At 37.6% G+C, this 20,219-nt stretch carries 18 protein-coding genes; 15 read left to right on the top strand and 3 right to left on the bottom strand.

Features of this window, described 5'->3' with window-relative positions:
* Positions 1–44 precede the first annotated feature (44 nt).
* The 9 genes from SRRS_RS20180 (at position 45) to SRRS_RS20140 (ending at position 9,487) form a co-directional block, all read left to right on the top strand.
* On the top strand, positions 45–1,463 hold the full coding sequence (locus SRRS_RS20180; protein WP_371363067.1) for an LPS-assembly protein LptD: 1,419 nt from the start codon (positions 45–47) through the stop codon (positions 1,461–1,463).
* A gap of 28 nt (positions 1,464–1,491) precedes the next feature.
* Positions 1,492–2,490 (top strand): bifunctional heptose 7-phosphate kinase/heptose 1-phosphate adenyltransferase, encoded by a 999-nt coding sequence (locus tag SRRS_RS20175; protein ID WP_371363066.1) that lies wholly within the window; start codon positions 1,492–1,494, stop codon positions 2,488–2,490.
* On the top strand, positions 2,487–2,966 hold the full coding sequence (rfaE2, locus tag SRRS_RS20170) for a D-glycero-beta-D-manno-heptose 1-phosphate adenylyltransferase (RefSeq protein ID WP_371363065.1): 480 nt from the start codon (positions 2,487–2,489) through the stop codon (positions 2,964–2,966). Before SRRS_RS20175 ends, rfaE2 begins: the two co-directional genes overlap by 4 nt.
* Positions 2,967–3,001: 35 nt before the next feature.
* Positions 3,002–4,027 (top strand): lipopolysaccharide heptosyltransferase I, encoded by a 1,026-nt coding sequence (waaC, locus tag SRRS_RS20165; RefSeq protein WP_371363063.1) that lies wholly within the window; start codon positions 3,002–3,004, stop codon positions 4,025–4,027.
* A gap of 129 nt (positions 4,028–4,156) precedes the next feature.
* Complete coding sequence (locus tag SRRS_RS20160) at positions 4,157–5,230, top strand: glycosyltransferase family 4 protein (RefSeq protein ID WP_371363062.1); 1,074 nt, start codon at positions 4,157–4,159, stop codon at positions 5,228–5,230.
* Positions 5,231–5,427: 197 nt separating this feature from the next.
* On the top strand, positions 5,428–6,435 hold the full coding sequence (locus SRRS_RS20155) for a glycosyltransferase family 8 protein (RefSeq protein WP_371363060.1): 1,008 nt from the start codon (positions 5,428–5,430) through the stop codon (positions 6,433–6,435).
* Positions 6,432–7,418 (top strand): glycosyltransferase family 9 protein, encoded by a 987-nt coding sequence (locus tag SRRS_RS20150; RefSeq protein WP_371363059.1) that lies wholly within the window; start codon positions 6,432–6,434, stop codon positions 7,416–7,418. Before SRRS_RS20155 ends, SRRS_RS20150 begins: the two co-directional genes overlap by 4 nt.
* The gene (locus SRRS_RS20145) at positions 7,415–8,506 is read left to right on the top strand and encodes a polysialyltransferase family glycosyltransferase (RefSeq protein WP_371363058.1); all 1,092 of its coding nucleotides are present in this window, start codon (positions 7,415–7,417) and stop codon (positions 8,504–8,506) included. Before SRRS_RS20150 ends, SRRS_RS20145 begins: the two co-directional genes overlap by 4 nt.
* 171 nt (positions 8,507–8,677) lie before the next feature.
* Positions 8,678–9,487, top strand: a complete 810-nt coding sequence (locus SRRS_RS20140) for a polysaccharide deacetylase family protein (RefSeq protein ID WP_371363056.1) — start codon at positions 8,678–8,680, stop codon at positions 9,485–9,487.
* Positions 9,488–9,613: 126 nt separating this feature from the next.
* On the opposite strand, the gene SRRS_RS20135 is transcribed toward SRRS_RS20140, so the two are convergent.
* Genes SRRS_RS20135 through waaF form a run of 3 tightly spaced genes read right to left on the bottom strand, consistent with a single transcriptional unit; the run spans position 9,614 to position 12,803 of the window.
* Positions 9,614–10,621, bottom strand: a complete 1,008-nt coding sequence (locus SRRS_RS20135; protein WP_371363055.1) for an O-antigen ligase family protein — start codon at positions 10,619–10,621, stop codon at positions 9,614–9,616.
* 38 nt (positions 10,622–10,659) lie between these two features.
* Complete coding sequence (locus SRRS_RS20130) at positions 10,660–11,694, bottom strand: glycosyltransferase family 8 protein (protein WP_371363053.1); 1,035 nt, start codon at positions 11,692–11,694, stop codon at positions 10,660–10,662.
* Between the two features lie 44 nt (positions 11,695–11,738).
* A complete protein-coding gene (waaF, locus tag SRRS_RS20125) occupies positions 11,739–12,803 on the bottom strand; it encodes a lipopolysaccharide heptosyltransferase II (protein ID WP_371363052.1) in 1,065 nt (354 codons plus the stop codon).
* A gap of 504 nt (positions 12,804–13,307) precedes the next feature.
* Here waaF and SRRS_RS20120 point away from each other — a divergent pair.
* The 6 genes from SRRS_RS20120 to SRRS_RS20095 all read left to right on the top strand — a co-directional run bounded on the left by SRRS_RS20120 (position 13,308) and on the right by SRRS_RS20095 (position 20,215).
* Positions 13,308–15,215 (top strand): polysaccharide biosynthesis protein, encoded by a 1,908-nt coding sequence (locus SRRS_RS20120; protein WP_371363051.1) that lies wholly within the window; start codon positions 13,308–13,310, stop codon positions 15,213–15,215.
* Positions 15,216–15,226: 11 nt separating this feature from the next.
* Complete coding sequence (locus tag SRRS_RS20115) at positions 15,227–15,814, top strand: sugar transferase (protein WP_371363049.1); 588 nt, start codon at positions 15,227–15,229, stop codon at positions 15,812–15,814.
* An 849-nt stretch (positions 15,815–16,663) separates the two neighbouring features.
* On the top strand, positions 16,664–18,040 hold the full coding sequence (murJ, locus tag SRRS_RS20110; protein ID WP_371363047.1) for a murein biosynthesis integral membrane protein MurJ: 1,377 nt from the start codon (positions 16,664–16,666) through the stop codon (positions 18,038–18,040).
* Positions 18,006–18,743 (top strand): TylF/MycF/NovP-related O-methyltransferase, encoded by a 738-nt coding sequence (locus SRRS_RS20105; RefSeq protein WP_371363046.1) that lies wholly within the window; start codon positions 18,006–18,008, stop codon positions 18,741–18,743. Before murJ ends, SRRS_RS20105 begins: the two co-directional genes overlap by 35 nt.
* A gap of 1 nt (position 18,744) precedes the next feature.
* Positions 18,745–19,425, top strand: a complete 681-nt coding sequence (locus tag SRRS_RS20100) for a class I SAM-dependent methyltransferase (RefSeq protein WP_371363045.1) — start codon at positions 18,745–18,747, stop codon at positions 19,423–19,425.
* A gap of 28 nt (positions 19,426–19,453) precedes the next feature.
* Complete coding sequence (locus SRRS_RS20095; protein WP_371363043.1) at positions 19,454–20,215, top strand: hypothetical protein; 762 nt, start codon at positions 19,454–19,456, stop codon at positions 20,213–20,215.
* The last annotated feature ends 4 nt before the right edge of the window (positions 20,216–20,219 follow it).

Here is a 20,219-nt window from a genome sequence, read left to right as displayed (position 1 = left end):
TTAAGTTGGAACTAAAACTTCCTAGCAGGAGAATATAAAATACAATGGTTAATAATAATAAAATTATTCTAGGACTGCTGGCATTTGCCATTGTTTTTGGAAATGTTAGCGCCGGTCAGGCCCAGGGAACGAAAGAACAGCAGACTCAAGTCAAGACTGCAGCCAAGCAGACTAAACTACCTATTGTCATCGAAGCTGATCAACTTTCCTTTAGTGATGAGACAGGTGATATTTTTGCCAATGGCAAAGTGGTAATCACAAACCAAGGGCAGCGAGTAGAAGCGGAACATATCGATGGCAATACAAAATTAAACGAGGTATGGATTAACGACAAAGCGACTTTTTCTATGCAAGGGACTACGCCTAGAGACTCCACGGAACTTACCGGCAGTCATACGCTGTACAACTACAAGATCAAGACCGGTAGTATGGAACAAGCCAAAGGCAAGGTCGAGCACAACTATGTATCAGGGCAAAATATCAGCATTTTTCCTGATAAATATATTATTAATAATGGGACCACAACACAATGTCCTGCTAAAATCCCGGATTATCATATAAGTGCTGATAAAATAGAAATTTGGCCCGGCGATCATATGATTGCCTATAATGCTAAATTCTGGATAGGAAACACAGTGATTTTTACTATGCCCAAATATAGAGTAGGGCTTAAACCGGGTGAGGGTAAAAGCGAGTTTCCACGGATAGGTTACGACAGTGATAATGGTGTATATATAATGCAGCATATCGAATATCCGGTGAATAATAAACTTTCTGCCTACGCTAACCTCGACTACTATACCAAGGTAGACTTTAAACCAAGTGTTGGCCTTATTCAACGCGAATCAAATTACTCTGTCAGTGTTGAGCAGGGTAACTTTCAGGATAATGACAGTAACTGGATAAAAAAAGAACCTGAATTTAAATTTTCCTACTATCCCCACAAATTAGGAAATCTGCCAATTAACTACACCTTTACAGCCAGTTATGGTAAATGGACCGATGCCAATAAAACAAGCTGGCATCAGGATTATAACCTATACTTTACGCACGACCCCATCAAATTAAATCGTACGATGAATTTGTATTTGGGAACTGGTTTTGAACGTATTCAAGAAAGCTACGACAACTCAGCCCAAAATATTTTTAAATATGATGTTACTGTTGATAAAAAGTGGTCTGACCGGTTTAGTAGTTGGGTAGGCTATCATTACACCCAAAACAATAAGAGCTTGTTTTCCTATGGCAGCGATAATCTGGACCGTAAGCTTAATGCTGGGGTTACCTATAAAATTGACAAAATGAACTCCATCGGTATAACTCGAAACTATAATATGGTCACCCAAAAAGTTGATGACTTAGATTATATTTGGTACCGTAACCTTCACTGCTGGCAGGCCACAATAACCTATAAGTCCAAAGAAAGTAAAATTAAATTTGATATTAGCACTATGCGGTGGTAATCTCCCTTTTACGAAAGGAGTCTATCTTTTGTTTCAGAACCTAATTCAGCTTATCGATAAAATACAAAACAAAAAAATTATGGTGATCGGCGATATGGTTGCCGATGTGTATCTCGAAGGGAAGATTTCACGGATATCAAGGGAAGCGCCGGTGCTTATTCTTGAACACTCTGGTGAAAACGTTGTACCCGGTGGTGCGGCTAACGCCGTTCACAATGCAGCGACCTTAGGGGGGCAGGTGTACGCTGTTGGCGTTATTGGCGACGATAATGCCGGGCAGCAGCTTACGCAAATATTGAATAGTAAAACAGTCAACACTCAAGGGTTTATTGTTGATGCCTCCCGCCCGACTATCACGAAAACTCGTGTAATGGCTGGTGGCCAGGCCACTGTGCGCCAGCAGGTTGTCCGTATTGACCGTGAGAGTAAACAGGCGCTGGCGGGTAGCGTAGAAAAGAGACTACTTGGTTACGTTGAGGATAATATTCGGCATATGGACGCTGTAGTAATTAGTGATTATGGTGGTTTATCTATTCCTGAGACGCTTAAAAAAATTGTCATTGATGCTTGTAACAAAGCGAATATACCCTCAATGGTTGATTCCCGCTATAATGTTATGGACTATACCGGCATTAAACTTGTTAAGCAAAATGAGTCTGAAGCCGCTAATGCTGTTGGTTTAGAGGTTCTTGATCAAAACACCTTAATTCAAGCTGGAAAAACCATTCTTGAACAACTTGCGGCAGAAGCCGTATTAATTACCCAAGGTCCTGATGGGATGACCCTGTTTGAGCGTTCAGGGTCTGTCGCCCATATACCGGTAAGCAATAAAAGTGAAGTGTATGACGTAACCGGCGCAGGAGATACTGTAGTTGTTACGATGATGCTGGTGCTTGCCGCCGGCGCTTCCTATTATGATGCTGCCCGTTTAGCCAACCTTGCCGCCGGTGTTGTCGTTCGCAAACCGGGGACAGCTACAGCCTCTCCGGCAGAACTTAAAACAGCAATTGGAGAGTATTACCAATGAAAATCATAGCCAGAGCTGATATTGCAGATATTGTCAGGAATATAAAAGCAGCCGGTAAAAACCTTGTTTTTACTAACGGCTGCTTTGACATACTTCACGCCGGACATGTCCGCTACTTAGCAGGAGCCCGTGCCTTGGGCGATTGCTTAATTGTTGGTCTTAACAGTGATAAGTCGGTACGTGGTCTGAAAGGGCCTGCTCGTCCAATTAACGGACAGGATGACAGAGCAGAAGTATTGGCTGCTTTGGCAGCCGTTGACTATGTAGTTATATTTGAAGAAACAACTGCGGAAAATTTAATAAACGAGATAAAACCTGATATTTATGCCAAAGGCGGCGACTATACGGTCGAAAAACTACCGGAAAGTAAAATAGTAGCTGCTCACGGTGGCCGGATTGTTCTGGTGCCTGAGGTACCAGGACGATCATCAAGTAATATCATTAGTAAAATAAACAGCCAAGCTGATTCTAAATAATTATCGAAAGGCGATCTTGCCCCAGGAGGTATCCTTTGAAATACCGTAATATCCTTATCGTAAAATTAAGTGCTATCGGTGATGTCATTCATGCATTGCCTGTAGCGTCAGCTCTCAAACAACAGTTTCCCGAAGCCCGCATCACATGGGTTGTCGAGAAGCCGGCCTATGACATTTTGCATAATAACCCGTACATAGATGAAATCATTATTTTCAATAAAGTTAACTTCAAAACAGTAGCTGGCTTTATAAAAAATGCCCCCGGATTTACAACTGCACTGCGCCAACACCGCTTTGACTTAGCCATTGATTTGCAAGGACTATTTAAAAGTGCAGCAATAGCTTTTCTCAGCGGCGCTTCCAAACGCCTGGTGTACTGCAATGCTCGCGAGCTAAGTCATTTGGTTAGTAAGCAAATATGTGGGCCAAATCAAGATGGTCATGTGGTGGATCGATACCTTGATGTTGTGCGAGCCTTAGGATGTTTGGCAGATAATCCGGAATTTGTTATCCACATTACCAATAAAGAAGCTGAACTGGCAGTGGCCAAGCTAAAACAAGCCGGCATGGAGATAGACAGGCCATATATAGTTTTAATTCCCGGTACGAATTGGCCAAATAAATGCTGGCCTACGAAGCACTTTGCTCAATTAGCGGATAAGCTTTATGATGAAAATATTATACCTGTTATAGTGGGAAGTCCCGCTGATACAGCATTAGCGCGGGATATAATTGCTAAAACCAAAATTCCTCCCGTTGATTTAACGGGTAAAACTTCGCTGAAAGAGCTTTCCTATATCTTGAAGAATGCTCAGAAGGTGGTTGCTGGGGATACCGGCCCCATGCATTTAGCTGCTGCGCTGCAAACTCCGGTAATCGCCTTATTTGGCCCCACCGACCCAAAGCGAAACGGCCCATACGGTACTGGTCACCTGGTACTGACAACAAACCATTCATGTCAGGGCTGCTGGCAGCGCCAATGCCCGGAAGGAAGAGACTGCTTAGACAATATTGAAGTTAATGAGGTATTCGAGGCTGTATTGAGTTCTGTGGACGAGTAGCTAGCTTTAGCGAATAATATATGTTAAAATTATTAGCGTAATTTGTAAAGAAATGGATAGCACTTGATGATTAACCCCTTTTCTTTTCGCTAAGTTGATAAGAAAAGCTATAAGTGTGGAGGAAACGTCTTGAATATACTATTAGTTGTACCACGCTTAAATATTGGCGGTGCGGAGACCTATGTAGTAACGACTGCAATTGCGTTGCAACAGCTTGGTTTTACTGTTTCGGTTGCCTCAGGCGGAGGAATGTTGGCTAAGCATCTGAGCGAGCGAGGAATCAAACATTACTTTGTTCCCATTCGCTTTAATACCAGTTTTGCCGCTTATCTACTGGAACGGATCATAAGGAAAAATAATATACAAATTGTACATGCTAATTCGGCTGCTGCCGGAATTGCAGCGGTTAAAGTGAAACAACGGGTTAACGCAGCAGTAGTTTATACGGCACATGGAGTGTTTGGACATAATGCCCAAGAAATGACCCTTAATCAATGTGATAAGATTATTTGTGTAAGTGAATTTGTACGAAACTATGCAATGGAAAAAGGGTTTGCAGCAGATAAGTTAGTTACTGCTTATAGTGGCATTGATTTAGATAAATTTAAGCCGGACAAAAAAAAGGCAGTCGTCATTCGCAAAAACCTCGGTATTCCAGAGGATGCATTTACCATTTCTATTGTATCAAGAATAAAAAATTTACGTAACAAGGGTCATTCGGATATTCTGAAAGTACTTGAGCACTATAGTGGTGCACAAAATTGGCACTTGATGGTTATTGGCAAGGGTAAAGGTCTTTGGAAGCTGAAATATCATATTTGGAAAAATAAGCTAAGCAACCGTGTTCATTGTTTAGGTCACATGGCAAATGTCCAAGAAGTATTAGATGGTGCGGATGTTATGGTGTTGCCTTCTAATTTTGAAACCTTTGGTTTAGTACTAGCAGAAGCAATGGCCATGGAGAAACCTGTAGTGACCTATGCAGTAGGCGGTACGCCGGAAGTGATTGATCATGAACGTACCGGTTTCTTAGTAGAAAAAAACAATCTGGCTGAATTGTATCATCGGCTATGTATGCTTGCTGATAACAAAAAACTGCGTTTGATAATGGGGCAACAAGGTCGAAAATGGGTAGAAAACCATTTTGACAGTAAAGAAATGATAAACAAACTTGTTGACATTTACCAAAGAGTAGGAAGATAAAATATATGCATGATACAGAAAGATTAGATAAATAGATATACCTTCGCAATATGGCAAGCCTATTGCAATTTTTTTTGTAATAATATTTTTTTTAATGCTCATTAGTCCTGATTTATCTGCTGTAATAGATAGATTTTGGCGATTTTCAGTTTATTCGAAAAACCAACGCAACTGGATAAGCGAGGGGCTGAAGAATTTTGTTATATGATAAACTTTTTATAGAAGCAATTGATGAGCGCAGTTTGTTTGCAGGCAGGGAACGTACAATTCCAGATCTTGAGGAAATACATATCGGATATGGAATCGATGATAACTATGTACGTTGTATGGGTACCTCAATTGCTTCTATATGTCTTAATAACCGGGAAAGTAATTTAGTGTTTCATGTTTTGGCAAGTGGGCTCAAGAGCGAAAGCATGATGAAGCTTGAGCAGTTGGCCTACGATTTTAATATTAATATTCATGTCTATGCCATTAATAACAGGGCTTTTTCCCAACTACCTGTACAGGTGCACTTTCCGGCATCAATATATTATAGATTTATCCTTCCGGCTATTTTATCAGTTCCAAAAGTGCTTTATCTTGATGCTGATATCATTTGTTTGCGGAATATACAGGCATTGTTTACAGTGGATCTAGAGGACAGGGTTGTGGCAGCCGTACCTGATTTAGAACCTCTTGCGAGTAAGCGAAATAGCATATTAGGTTTAGATAAGCACACGTATTTTAACTCAGGAGTCTTATTAATTGATATAAATAATTGGAATAGTTATGATGTGGCAAATAAGGCTTTAGCGCTCTTAGCACAAGATCCACAGAAATTCCGGTATCCTGACCAGGATGTGTTGAATGTTACTTTAACAGGCAAAGTACAATACCTGGGGAGGGAATGGAACCAAATCAATACTCCGCAAATGGTGGATGACGGTATTCAATTGTTGCATTTTGCGGCCCATCCGAAGCCATGGAGTATTGCCTGGAACCTGAGCGACCTATGTAATGATTTCACCGGGAATATATATAGTAAGTATGAGAACTTATCGCCATGGAAAAATTCCCAACCTACCCTACCACAAAACTATAAAGAAATAAAAAACTACGCCCGGTGTTTGTTAAAAGCCAGCGAATATAAAGAAGGCCTCTATTGGTATGGTCGATATATAAAAACCAAAATTACTACAAAACTTGCAGGTAACAGCAAATGAAAAAGTTTTTAGTCATTAATACTTCCTATTTTGGTGATGTATTATTAACAGATACTTTATGCCAAAATATCAAGCTAGAATACCCTGATGCCAGGGTTATCTTTATGGTAAACAAACCTTTTTATGAGGTAGCTAAATATATGGAGGGTGTAGACGAGGTTCTATGCTATGAAAAAGCAGGAACACATAAAGGAATTGCTGGCATTTTTAAATTTCTTAATGAGCACCGTGAAAGCCTTAAAGATAGCATAGATATTGCCTTTGTTCTCTATGGCAATGAACGTGGTATTGTTATAGCAAAAGCTTTAGGTGTAAACACCATTATCAGTGATAATCGCGGCATTTTTCATTATCTTTTTTCAACTATAAGCGTAGAGAAAAACCACTTAGGATCAGTTCAGCAGGAAAACGCAAGTTTATTAACAAGCCTAACAAAAAAAGACGTAGTTGATCTTCCTATCAAATATACGCCACCTTTAGTTGCTGAAACCTATGTACAGAAGCTACTCAGCCAGTTAGGTATAAAACTCGAAGATGAGCTGGTTGGACTGTGTACAACCAGCAAAAAACTAGAAAAAGATATGCCGGTGTCTACGGCTGTACAGGTGATTGCCGATCTCAATAAGGCTGGCAAAAAGGTTGTTTATCTAGGGGCAGGTTCTAGGGCGGCAGAGTATGTAACTGAGCTACATGCTCATGGCTGTAAATCCTTCATTGATCTAACAGATAAGACAAGCATAGCACAGCTTGCAGCCGTTATTCAGAAATGTACCGCCGTGATTAGCGTCGACACAGGTACATTGCACCTTACTTGTGCGTTAGGCGTTCCTTTGGTAGCCTTGTTTTATATCAATGACCGCAAGCATCTGGAAAAATGGGCGCCGGCGAAATACTACCCGCATGTGTTGTTGACGGGGAATATAGTGGCGGGGGATATTTTGAATAGTTTGCAGACTTTACTGGTTAGTGAGGGTACACTATGAAAAACAAAAACTTATTCATTGTAAATACACCGTTTCATTTATTGACATCCTTTATTTTATCAAAAGGACGCTTCGACTGCGATGATAATTATCTGGCACTGATTCATCCCCACGGCTTCGGGAAATGGCAGGATAGTCCAATCATGCGGCATATATCCTCTGCCGATTGCGGTTGGCAGCAGGTCTTTCCACTCGGAAACTGGCTAAGCAGCAGGCATAAAACCAAAAGCTACAAACAACAGGTGGCAGAGGTCAGAGATACAATTGGTAAAATTGGAATAGATACTATTTTTTTAGGCAGTGATATTGATGTTCAGAATCAATTACTTGTTGGAGCACTAAATATAGATAACTTCTGTCGTTATGAGGACGGCCTTTATTCGTATTACAATGAGGACAGAAGAAGGCCTCCTGCCCGTAGTTTCTTTCATAAATGTAAGATTGGTATTTTGAAAACCATGGCAGGCATTACCGGAAAGGTCAGCATTAATACTATAACTGCTGGAGATAATCCGTCAGGCGTTTGTGATTTTATGTACAAACCTGAACTGTTACAGAGGTTTTCTCCGTGTACATATGAAATTGACCAATCCATGATTGGGCAAGCATTAGATCATATTAACAAACAAGGGTTACTCACCCCGGTAATGAAACAGAATAGTATTTTGTTTCTGAGTCAACCACTGGTGGAACAAAAGAAATTCACCATTGAAGAAGAAAAAAAAGTGCTGCAAGAAATTCTCCGGAATGTAAATAGTAAAGGCTGTCTGCTGTACAAGCCGCATCCTAATGACAGTGCCTACAAAATTGATTATTATCGAAAGAGCTTGCCTGAGATGGTCATTTATAACTCAATTGAACCGGTAGAGTTAACTTTTGCCTATGAAGAAAACCTACAGGCTGTAATTAGCTATCAATCCTCTGCCTTGATATTTACTGATAAGTTCGCCAAGCAGACAATTAAAGCTATAAGCCTTGTCAATTTTTATAAAGAACCAATACATCCTGCTTATATCGAAATCATGCGTAAGGCTGGAGTTTGCTTCCCCAGAGATTTAAACGAAGTTGCAAGTTTTTTAAATGTATAAATCTTAGAAAACAAGCATAACCATGTGTGTCAGATTGTAGAAGAAGATTGCTTCAATAGCTACTATCACGATGTCCCTTGGTTTCCCGTCGTTGCGAGGACCAACAGGACGTGGCAATCTTCTTCACATAAACGAAGAGTCTGTAATAACTTAATGGCGGGAGAATCGAAAATGTTAGTCACCTTACTCAGTATCGCTACACTTATTTTAGTGTTTCTTATAAGATTTAATAATCGAATTCCCATTCTAATGTATCACCGAATCGCCACTGTTCCAGGTGAAAGAAATTCACTTCCCCCTGAAAAATTTAAAGAACAACTTGATTACTTGAAGAAACATGGTTATAACACAATAACGCTTAATGATTTATATAATCACTATTCGCTACAAGCACCACTTCCACCAAAGCCTGTAATTTTGACCTTTGACGATGGCTATGAAGATAATTTTTTGATAGCACTTCCCATGTTGAAAGAAAGGAATATGAAAGCAACTGTATTTCTTATAGCCAACTGGGTAGGGAAAGAGAATAAATGGGAAAATTTTAACCACCAACTAACACGAACCATGAAATGGGAGCAGCTTCAGCAATGGAAGGCCGCCGGAATGGAGATAGGTTCACATACACTTGAGCATCCTTTTCTTACCCAATGTGATGAGGTGCGTTTACTAGAAGAGCTAATGGAGAGTAAAAGAGTATTAGAAGAAAAATTGGCTGTGAAAATCGAATTTCTTTGTTATCCTTACGGATTTTTCGATGATAAAACGATCAGTACGGTTAAGCAATGCGACTACAAAGGCGCACTAGCTATTTTTGCTAATGCGCCTTTGTGGAAGCAGGATATGTATGCACTACCCAGAATACCAGTGCCTTCTAGGCAGCCTTTATGGGAATTCGTAATCAAAGTTAGCCGGTGGCATATTATTTTTATTATGCTACGAAAGTTAGAACGCGGTGTGAAATATTTGATACGTAAGTGAACGAGTTTATATTAGGGTTTTACAAACAATTGCTTCCGTCAACATCAAATACATACCAAAGATAAACCAATAAACCCTTGTAATAAAAAAACTGCTGTTATCATTTTTAGGAAGCACCGGGACAGGTTACTTCCTGTTTAGAGCGGAACATTTGTAATAATCAATCATGCCTACACAAAAACCCGCCTCAAGCATGCAAAATACCATAATCGACTGGTTTTTTAATGTATAATCTACCATGCCATGTAATACTACAGTTAATAAGGCTGTCGCACAGCCCAATGCAAATATGTAGTAGAAAGTATCTGGTATATATCGGATATTTGTTACTATGTACCATGCGAGGAAACCTACAAAACATGAGAATGAAATAGCTGAAAGAATTCCCGCATCTGCAGCAATGCCTAGAAAGAGATTGTGAGGATGAATTAATACTTCTTTCGCATCGGGAAGCATATAGGCAGGATAATAGTACTTAAAGTTATTGAACCCCATGCCAAGTGGAAAATCCATTATCATTTTAGGAGTTACCAACCAGCCATTTAGCCTTTCAATATTCTGACCATTAGAAGCAGATGACATTGTCGAAATGCGGCCTGCTATTGTATTGTATTGGATACAGGCAAATACCCCTACAGTAGTCACTCCAGCAAGGATTCCACGCCAACCTTTTACACAAAAAAGCAGTATTCCTAAAGCTATGACCGCACTAATCCAGGCACCACGTGTTTGTGTTATCAATAAAGCAAGAAGATTGATGGCAATCCCTCCGTAAAGCAACCATTTGGGAATACCTTTTATAGATTTATTGAAAGCCAGAGACACAAGGACTGGTAAACTTAGTTCCAGCATTTGCGCTGTAAAATTCACGTTTGAAAACAGGCCCTGTGGCCTTGAGATTCCGGTTACCACATGATGGTAAATCATATGTATACTGCTTGCAGTAACATATGCTATTTGCAGCAAGATTGCTGTGTTTACAATCTTGCATCTTTGTGCTTGAATAGTAATGTAGGCTCCGAAAAAAACCAAAATGCCAGCTAAATAGATCTGAAAACCATGATGTGCAATCAGAACAGCTGGAATACTGCTTAACAAGAAAAAAATAAGAGAAATATAAATCGGTTTAGCCATTCTACTAATATACCACATAAGTCTATCCTCTCTGTCAATTACTCCCTAGTCTTTTTGTCCTGCAGCACGGTCTCCAGGTTATCCCCTAACTTTTTTAGGCCTGCTTGTATGCCCCAATACATTGCTTTTAAATAACGTCCTTCATTATAACAAGCAGATGCCATCATTTTCATTTCACGATATTTTTTAGGCGCTTCTAGCCAAGATATTTCGCTCCATAAAGATTTTTGTAAAACATCTTTAAAATATTCAGCCAAAGGATGATAGCACCAACGATGCCAGGGCTTATTAAAACCAATATAATGTATAATAACTGTATCTTCAGGTACTTGCACAATATTTTTGAATTCCTTATTCCCTGTATTGCATAAATAGTTCCATTTCGGGGAAATATATTTAACTTGATCCTCTAAAATAATATTTAATGCATCTTGATCAAAGCAAGCAAATTCAAAAGAACGCTGTTCGAGAAGTTCTAGACATTTCTCAGAAATTTTCATATCGTTCCATTTTTTTACGTCTATATATAACATACCAGAATTAAAGTATAAATTCCCTTTTAAATTCAAATGAGGTGAATCTTCTTTTGTTACTTTATGATCCTCCACCACACAGACTATTTTGTCATCAAAATTCAAATCAGTCATTTCGTCTAATTTATGAATGCAGATCATATCCGCATCTAAATAAAGAAACTTATCAGCTTTATCTTCTATGGCTTTAGGGATTAGGAAACGGTAGTATGCCGCTATTGTAAACTGTGCTTTATTAAGATCAAAAAAGACTTCATTTTGAATAAAATATAAAATAATCCTACTATGATATGTTTTCGAAAATTGCTCCAAACGTTCAATATCTTTTTTTTCTATTTCATCCAAAAAAATATGTATCGAAACCTTTATCTCTTTATTTTGATCAAGCAAAGATGTAAGTAGCACTCCCATAGGGGCAACGAATTTTTTATTTACTCCAAAAGCTATATGCAACTCTGGGTAATTGACATTAGGATCAAAATTGTCGAACACTATTTGGTTAAAGACTGCATTCTTAATTTTTTCACTATATTTATTCATATGTTTTGGTTTTTCTTCCTTTTTTTGTTTACCTTGATTATAAATTAAAGATTATTTAAAAATTTTTCACAAGAGAAGACTACATTATCTACAGAAATCGTTAATAAACATTTTGGTTCAGAACACTTTATTTTTGTTCCGTCACAAGGATGACACGGATAATCAGGAACTAGCGTAATTGCATTTTCAGAATATGGACCCCATTTCTTAGGAGATGTACCGCCGTAAACAGCAACCATTGGTATGCCTAGTGCTGCGGCCATATGCGCAGAGCCTGTATCTACCGTCAGGAAAAAATCAGATCTTCTCAGAATACAGGCTAGTTCGACTAAACCTGTTTTTCCACATAGAATACTAAGTGGAACGCGAAGCATTTTGTTTAGTTTTTCGGCAGTTTCTATGTCTGCCGGAGAACCTATGACATAAAACGCTGCATTATACTTAGTGGCAATGCGTTCTATAGTCGCGGCAAATCGTTCAATCGGCCAGTCCTTGGTCGCTACGCCGCTTCGGATACAAAGGGCAATTTTGAGACAAGTTTGAGATTCTTTACCCTGCGATTTTAAGACCTGCGATATTAAAATATCCGCTTTAGCACGGTTTTCTTCCGTACTTTCCGGCAAAATCATTTTTGCTGTATTATTTTTGCCGGTAAAACGATTAATAAATATTTCGTGATTTCTGGCCTGTAGAGTGCATTGTGCATCATAATCAATCTTAAGTATATCTGTATAAAAAAGTTTAAGATAAATATTACGAAATTCAATTCTTTCAAAACCAACACGTCTGCGAACTCCTGCCAGCCAGGTAATCAGTGCCGAACGTGGTTTATTATCGGCAACGATACATAAATCAAAATTCCTTCGCTTGATCTCGGCGGCAATCTGTCTGATTTCATGAAAACTGGCTTTATGCGAATAATTATATAATATAACCTCGTCGATAACAGGATTATTTGTCACAATTTCTTTCGTCAAGGGCTTAACCATCATGGTAATCTTGGCATTCGGGTAAGCTTGTTTTAATAAATACGGTACACTTGTCGCAATTATGGCATCGCCAATTTTTCTTAAACAAACTACAAGAATATTTTTATAGGATTGACTCATATGTATTTAATTCCGCCCTTTTGACTATCTAAAATAGGGTGTCCTTATAGCCCTTTACTCACACATTACCATTATAGTCACAATTAAGTCAAGCCTATTTCGGATTCACGTTTGAAGCTGTTTGGAAGTCAGCTAAGGCTTTTTTATTGAAAAATGAAGTGATAGAGCCGCCTAACCGAAAAGCATGCTTCGGTATTGTCCACGAAATCGGCATTTTATCCGATGAGAAACTACCCTTGCTTTGCAGATGGCTGACGACCGAATCTATCCGTTCATACTACAATGAGCCGTTAGCTGTGAAAATTCATCATCGTTTTCAACAAGATTACGTTATCGGCAAGAATATTGACAGATATTGGAACTAAAGGAGCGTTGAATTTGTTTTGATAGCAATTATATAAGTTTATATGCAATTTTGGCAGGAATTAAGCTGCTGGTGTCGAAAAAAATATTGTTCTAACAGCAAAGAACAGACCGATATCAAAGATTGGGTGTGGTATAACAATGCCCCGGAAATTTATACTAGTACTTCTAGTAATGTTTGATGCACTAGTCGTAGCTATGACTCCTTATCTGGGATTACTGATTAGGTTCGAAGGGAATGTAGACAGCCAGTATTACCAGATGCTTTCAAGTTATATACCAGTTATTATTATAGTTCCATTAGTAGTCTTTTACTTTTTCAAATTATATCATCGCTTATGGCGTTATGCCGGAATTAGTGAGTTGCTGGCGATTGTTGGTGCTAATACGGTATCCTCTGTTATGTTATTTTCTCTTATATACCTATCAATGCCAGGCTTGCCAAGAACCATGTATTTTCTTTCCTGGGCATTTAATATTTTTATAATTGGGATGAGCAGAGTAGGGGTACGGGTTCTTTATTACTGGAACCAGAACACAAAGCGTAATACGGACAATATTCTAATTGTTGGTGCCGGGGATGCTGGCGCGATGATAGCCCGTGAAATCAAACATCGTTACTATGAAACCAAAAAACTAATTGGTTTCATTGATGATGCACGATACAAGCAGAATCAACTGTTATTTGGCGCAAAGGTGTTAGGTACTTGTAAAGAAATCAGAGAAGTAGTAGTAAAATACAAAGTAAATGAAATCATAATTGCAATGCCTTCTGCCGGTGGCAGTGTTATAAGAGAAATAGTTCACGAGTGTAAAAAAACAAAATGCTCGGTTAAAATTGTACCTGGGATTTTTGAGCTAATAGACAGCAAGGTATCTTTTCAACAACTTCGTAATGTTGATTTGGAAGATTTACTACGGCGTGATCCTGTTGAACTAGATATGAAACAGGTTGCTTCCTATATTTGTGGTAAGCGTGTATTAGTTACCGGTGCAGGAGGATCTATTGGATCAGAGTTATGCCGCCAGATAGCCAAGATGTCTCCTAAAACATTAATTCTTTTGGGTAAAGGTGAAAATAGTATTTTTGAGATTCATCAGGAATTACGTATAAAACATCCTGATTTGCCCATCGAACCAATCATTGCCGATGTACGTGACAGGGAAAGGATAGATGCTATATTTTCCGAACTTAAGCCGCGGGTTGTATTCCACTCGGCAGCCCATAAGCATGTTCCGTTAATGGAAAAGCAACCGGCAGAGGCTGTCCGCAATAATATCTTTGGCACTAAAAACGTGGCAGAGGCAGCCGACAGAGCTGGTTCTGAAGCTTTTGTTATGATTTCCACGGATAAGGCGGTTAATCCAACCAGTGTTATGGGAGCAACGAAGCGAGTTGCCGAACTCATTGTCCAAAACATGAGTACAAAAAGCGCAACAAAGTTTGTTGCAGTAAGGTTCGGTAATGTCTTAGGCAGCAGAGGCAGCGTCATTCCTCTGTTTAAGAAACAAATTGCCATGGGCGGACCAATTACAGTTACTCATCCCGATATGCAACGTTACTTTATGACAATTCCAGAAGCTGCTCAATTAGTATTACAGGCAGGTGCACTTGCAAAAGGCGGAGAAGTTTTTGTGCTTGATATGGGTAAGCCTGTTAAAATTGTAGACATGGCGAGAGATTTAATTGAGTTATCCGGTCTTAATCCTGATAAGGATATTAAAATTAAATTTACCGGCCTAAGGCCTGGAGAAAAGTTGTTCGAGGAATTATTAACTGCTGAAGAAGGTACTACAAGTACTAAACATGAGAAAATTTATATTGCAAACTTAAAATCAGTAAATAAAGAGAATTTACTCAAAGCTATGAATAAATTAGACAGTGCTACACTTGAACCTGAAGAAGTTGTTAGGCTATTACAAGGGCTTGTTTTGACCTATAAACCTAATTTACTTACTAATAAAATGTTAGAGCAAAAGTTTGGTCCAAAGGAACATAACAACCAAAATTATCAATCTGATGCATTATTATCTTCGTTAAACTTATAGGGAGTGGTAGGGTGAAAAGGTTTATTGATATAATTTCTTCATTAATTGCACTTATATTGTTACTTCCTCTTTTTACGATAATTAGTACTTGTATAAAATTGGAATCGAAAGGGCCAATATTCTTTTCGCAAAGAAGAGTAGGAATAAATGATCGGGAATTTACAATGTATAAATTTCGATCGATGCTAGTCGGCACTCCCGAGGTAGCCACTGATAAATTAACTAATAGCCAAATGTACATTACCAGAATTGGGCATGTTTTACGAAAGTATAGCTTAGACGAACTACCGCAACTTATAAATATTATTAATGGAGATATGTCAATTATTGGTCCAAGGCCAGCTTTATTTAATCAGTACGATCTACGTGAACTTCGGAATAAACATAGGATATCTAGAGTAAGACCCGGATTGTCCGGTTGGGCGCAAGTAAATGGACGCGATGAAATATCTTTGGAAGAGAAGGTAAAATTAGATTTGTACTATGTTGAACATCAGTCAACATTACTTGATTTAAGGATAATTATACTTACCCTACTAAGTATAATAAGCGGTGATGGTAACAAGGTTAGAAATGCGGGAAAGAGTGTTTCATTATAGTTAGAATTCAATATTTTATGTAGTTCCTGCTTTGAGAGGATTAACTATGGATTTCCAGCAAAAAAACGGAGCACACGAACAACGAATGTATAGTTCTGTAGATTATAAATAGCAATAAAGAGTTAAATAAAAAATTGGATTGTTATTTATTATTATTACTATTATCTCGCCCATAATTTCGGGCATTTATTATTTTTATCGGCTCCGATTTATGAGAGTACAGCTATTATAAAGGTTGGGTATTCGACTAACTCATTGCAGACAGAGAACCGATTTATTTCTGATGACCTCGTTTTTTGAAAGTTCAACTACTTTAATATGGAAATTAAAGAAAAATATAGTGTGTCTGAGAATTCAGATGCTAATCAACGAGGAATTTGTGTTGCTACAGACGTTGATAAATCTTTACCAAATGATCAAATTATAATTAATGTTACTTCAGATTCGGCAACAAAGTCATATACTTATGCAGACTTAATTACAAATGAACTTTGAACGAACATCTTTTTTTGTATATGAAATTAGCAAAAGCTCAAAATAAGAGGACCAATTTATTAAGAGATCGTCTTGCATTAATAGAAAGTCAGTAAATTATATGATTATCCAGAACATCAGCTGTATTTGAAAAGGCTAAACTACAAACTATCAATTATTGGATACTAGCCTTTCAAGTACAATAAGACAAAAGAAAATGAATACTTGATAATTACTTTTGCTTGTTTTATTTCAGGAGTTTTATGACTCTTGTAAAAAGTATGCTTTAGGCTGTCGTTGCTTTTTATTATATTGCATAGATATCGGAAGGAATTTACAAAATAGTGATTATATAAGTGTAGAAATGAGGCTACAATGCTAACATCGTGGATCAAGCAATTTACAAGCAAAATCGGACAAAAAGTTTTTTCTTCTATGATGATTGTTGGGGGATTAAGTTTTGTAGTTAAGATAATTGCGTTTATAAAGGAGCGTTTTATCGCCCAACAATTTGGTATTGGTGATTCTCTAGATGCATTTTATTTAGCCTATTTACTTCCGGCGTTTGCTGTTACTGTTGTACCAGCTTCATTTAGTACCGCTTTGATTCCTACATATCTGGATTCTAAAAAGACAGATTCTAAAAACGCAAGTCAAATAGCATCAGGTATTTTACTTTTTAGTATTGTTTTTTCAACTCTTTTTAGTCTCCTACTGGTTTTAGGATCGTATTATTTATTCCCTAAGATTGCAAATGGTTTTACGAGCAATAAAATTGATCTTGCTTTTTCTTTGACATTAATTATGATACCAATTATCGTTATAAGCAGTTGCAATAATATATGGAGTGCTATAATAAATGCGAATGGTTTTTTTAGTCTAGTATCTATAACTCCACTTGCATCGTCGATTAGTATAATCGTAGTTTTAGCAACAATAGGCCAAGAATATGGTGTATATTCCTTAGCATTGGGAACTCTTTTCGGTTGTATTGCTGAATCGATTCTGTTAGTTTTATTTATGAGGGAGCATGACTTCGTAATACTTCCAAAGTGGTATGTGAATAGTCCAGAAATTAGAAAAATAGCAAATCAACTTTTACCTATTGCACTAGGCACACTTATTCTTAGCAGTACTTCTGTAATTGATCAATCTACAGCCTCTATGCTAGATCCAGGGGCTATTTCTATTTTGAACTATTCTAATAAACTTGTTGGTTCTATTATAAGTTTGGGTTCAATTAGTATAGCATCAGTTTTCTTACCACACTTTTCACATATGGTAGTGGCGAATAGATGGGAAGATATAAAACAAACTCTTATCACTTATTCTGTACTAATATTACTTGTGACCGCAATCTTAATAGTATTCCTACTTTATTTTTCCCATACTATTATTGTTTATCTATTTCAAGGGGGAGCTTTTACTCCCGAAGATGTAGTATCAGTTAGTATGGTTCAATCAGTATTTATTTGGGGTATTCCTGGATCTTTTCTAGGTATTTTGTTTGTTCGCTTCATTTCATCGGTTAATGAAAATAGCGTTTTAACTATATCTGCAGTCATTAGTCTATGTTTAAAACTTGTTCTCAATTATCTTTTAGTAAAAATAATGGGTATAAAGGGAATAGCTTTGTCTACCGTTATAGTTTTTATTGTTTCTTGTGTGTATTTAGGATTTAAATCTTTCAGAATCATATCTAGGAGGAATTTAGCTAATGAAGATTGTAACAGCCGTAAAAATGATAGTTAAGAGTTTAATAAAAAAGGATGAATATGCTCAGTTTGTTTTAGCTGAAAAGATTTCCGAAAGAATATATCCCCAATATAAGTTCAGTGAATTTGGAAGACTATACCTATATGATAAAGAATTTCTCAAGTATTATGAACGATTTGAGGGAACAAAAAACTATCACTCTTTAGATAGAAAATATGTATTAAATCAAATAATGAAATTGACTTATAACGTGGATGGAGATACTGCGGAGTGTGGCGCATTTGCTGGAGCATCGTCTTTTTTAATGTGTAATCATTTATTAAGTACACATAAAAAGCATTGTATTTTTGATTCATTTGAAGGCCTTTCTAATCCTAGTGGAGAAGATGGCGAGTATTGGCATCAGGGTGACTTATCCAGTTCTGAAGAAATAATTCGCCTAAATCTGCGGAATTTTAATAATGTAGAAATCTATAAAGGGTGGATACCGGAACGTTTTTCAGAAGTTAGTTCAAGGAAATTCTCTTTTGTACATCTGGATGTAGATCTTTTTCAGCCAACTTTTGATTCTCTAGAATTTTTCTATCCGCGAATGAATCAGGGAGGAATTATTCTTTGCGATGATTACGGATTTACTACATGCCCTGGTGCGAAAAAGGCTGTCGACGAGTTCTTCAGTGATAAAAAGGAACCCGTAATTTGTCTTCCAACAGGACAAGCTTTTATGGTAAGGAGATAAAATGCGTCAGGATATACTTTGGAATTATTATCAGAACGAAAAGCCAGAGAGCTTTTCAGGGAGTATAGCACGTCTTAGGTACATTGCGAAAAGAATTCCTAAGGGGAGTAATGTGCTTAATATCGGCGTAGGTGGCGGAGTATTTGAGAAATTAGCATTAGAGCGCGGATTAGAGGTTTATGCTCTCGATCCGGATGAAGCTACAATTTCTAATCTTAGAAACCGTCTTTTCCTGGCTGAAAGAGCTAAGGTAGGATATATTGAGAATATCCCATTTACTGAAAATAGCTTTGATTATGTAGTAGTTTCTGAGGTATTAGAGCATCTTTCCGATAATCAATTAAAAGAAGCTATAGAGGATATTCATCGAGTATTAGTTCCAGGAGGTTTTCTAATTGGCACGGTTCCCTCCCGCGAAAAATTAGAAGAACTAGTTTCAGTATGCCCAGAATGTGGACACATTTCTCATAGGTGGGGGCATGTCCAAAGTTTTTCTTCTTCTAATTTGTCTGATCTTCTGTCCAAATTATTCACAGTAAGTGAAATAACAGAGTGCTATTTCGTTGCATGGAATTCCTTAAACTGGAAAGGTAAAATTTTAGATTTTTGTAAAGTTCTATTATTTAAGATAGGAATACACGGTTCAGGGGAAACGCTATTTTTTTTAGCGCGCAAATCATAAAAAGGACCGTTAAATCTGGAGGACTATTGTGTTGGATTTTAAAACGCGTTTTGTCAACTATCAGGAGATGTGGTTCGGGATGGAAAATGTGGGTGAAACGCTAGACTTTATTAGGCTTTTTCAAAGCAATTGTCCAATTAATAAAAGTTATTGGTATCCATTCTATACACTTATTATTAATTTAAACGATCAACTAGAGAACCTTTTTTCGGAAATAAAGAAGGGTACCAGATACGAAATAAAAAGGGCCCAAACAAGCGATAATCTTCGGTATGCATTTTGGTGTGGTAGTGATGTCTTAATGGTAATGGACGAATTTTTCGACTTCTATGATGATTTCTCTAAACAAAAAGGTCTAATTTCAATTAATCGTGAGTGGGCTAGAAAATATGCGAAGGAAGGATTTCTTAACATTTCACGAGTTAGCGATTGTGATGATAGAAACCTAGTGTGGCATACTTATTACGCAGATAAAAAACGAGCCAGATTGTTACACTCTGCTTCTTTATTTAGAAATTTTAATGATGCCAGGGAGAGACAGCTTGTCGGAAGGGCAAACAGGTTTCACCATTGGCAAGACATTCTAACACTTAAGGAGATGAACTATTCATTATATGATTTTGGTGGTTGGTATCATGGAGAAGAAGATACGGCGAAACTGCAAATAAACCGCTTTAAAGAAGAATTTGGCGGGAAACTAGTTCAAAACTATAATTGTGACATCGGTCTTTCGATGAAGGGGAAATTGTATCTATTTCTGCGTAATGTAATAAAGCATACGGATAGGTGATACA

It is taken from the genome of Sporomusa rhizae, from assembly GCF_041428845.1.
Classification (GTDB): Bacteria; Bacillota; Negativicutes; order Sporomusales; family Sporomusaceae; genus Sporomusa; species Sporomusa rhizae.
This window is presented reverse-complemented; position numbering and strand designations above follow the sequence as displayed.

What these genes read in the sequence shown, in the direction of transcription:
- SRRS_RS20180 (WP_371363067.1), top strand. Translation starts at nt 45, where the DNA reads ATGGTTAATAATAATAAAATTATTCTAGGACTGCTGGCATTTGCCATT.
- rfaE2 (WP_371363065.1), top strand. Translation starts at nt 2,487, where the DNA reads ATGAAAATCATAGCCAGAGCTGATATTGCAGATATTGTCAGGAATATA.
- SRRS_RS20150 (WP_371363059.1), top strand. Translation starts at nt 6,432, where the DNA reads ATGAAAAAGTTTTTAGTCATTAATACTTCCTATTTTGGTGATGTATTA.
- SRRS_RS20145 (WP_371363058.1), top strand. Translation starts at nt 7,415, where the DNA reads ATGAAAAACAAAAACTTATTCATTGTAAATACACCGTTTCATTTATTG.
- SRRS_RS20140 (WP_371363056.1), top strand. Translation starts at nt 8,678, where the DNA reads ATGTTAGTCACCTTACTCAGTATCGCTACACTTATTTTAGTGTTTCTT.
- SRRS_RS20135 (WP_371363055.1), bottom strand. Translation starts at nt 10,621, where the DNA reads ATGGCTAAACCGATTTATATTTCTCTTATTTTTTTCTTGTTAAGCAGT.
- SRRS_RS20130 (WP_371363053.1), bottom strand. Translation starts at nt 11,694, where the DNA reads ATGAATAAATATAGTGAAAAAATTAAGAATGCAGTCTTTAACCAAATA.
- waaF (WP_371363052.1), bottom strand. Translation starts at nt 12,803, where the DNA reads ATGAGTCAATCCTATAAAAATATTCTTGTAGTTTGTTTAAGAAAAATT.
- SRRS_RS20120 (WP_371363051.1), top strand. Translation starts at nt 13,308, where the DNA reads ATGCCCCGGAAATTTATACTAGTACTTCTAGTAATGTTTGATGCACTA.
- murJ (WP_371363047.1), top strand. Translation starts at nt 16,664, where the DNA reads ATGCTAACATCGTGGATCAAGCAATTTACAAGCAAAATCGGACAAAAA.
- SRRS_RS20105 (WP_371363046.1), top strand. Translation starts at nt 18,006, where the DNA reads ATGAAGATTGTAACAGCCGTAAAAATGATAGTTAAGAGTTTAATAAAA.
- SRRS_RS20100 (WP_371363045.1), top strand. Translation starts at nt 18,745, where the DNA reads ATGCGTCAGGATATACTTTGGAATTATTATCAGAACGAAAAGCCAGAG.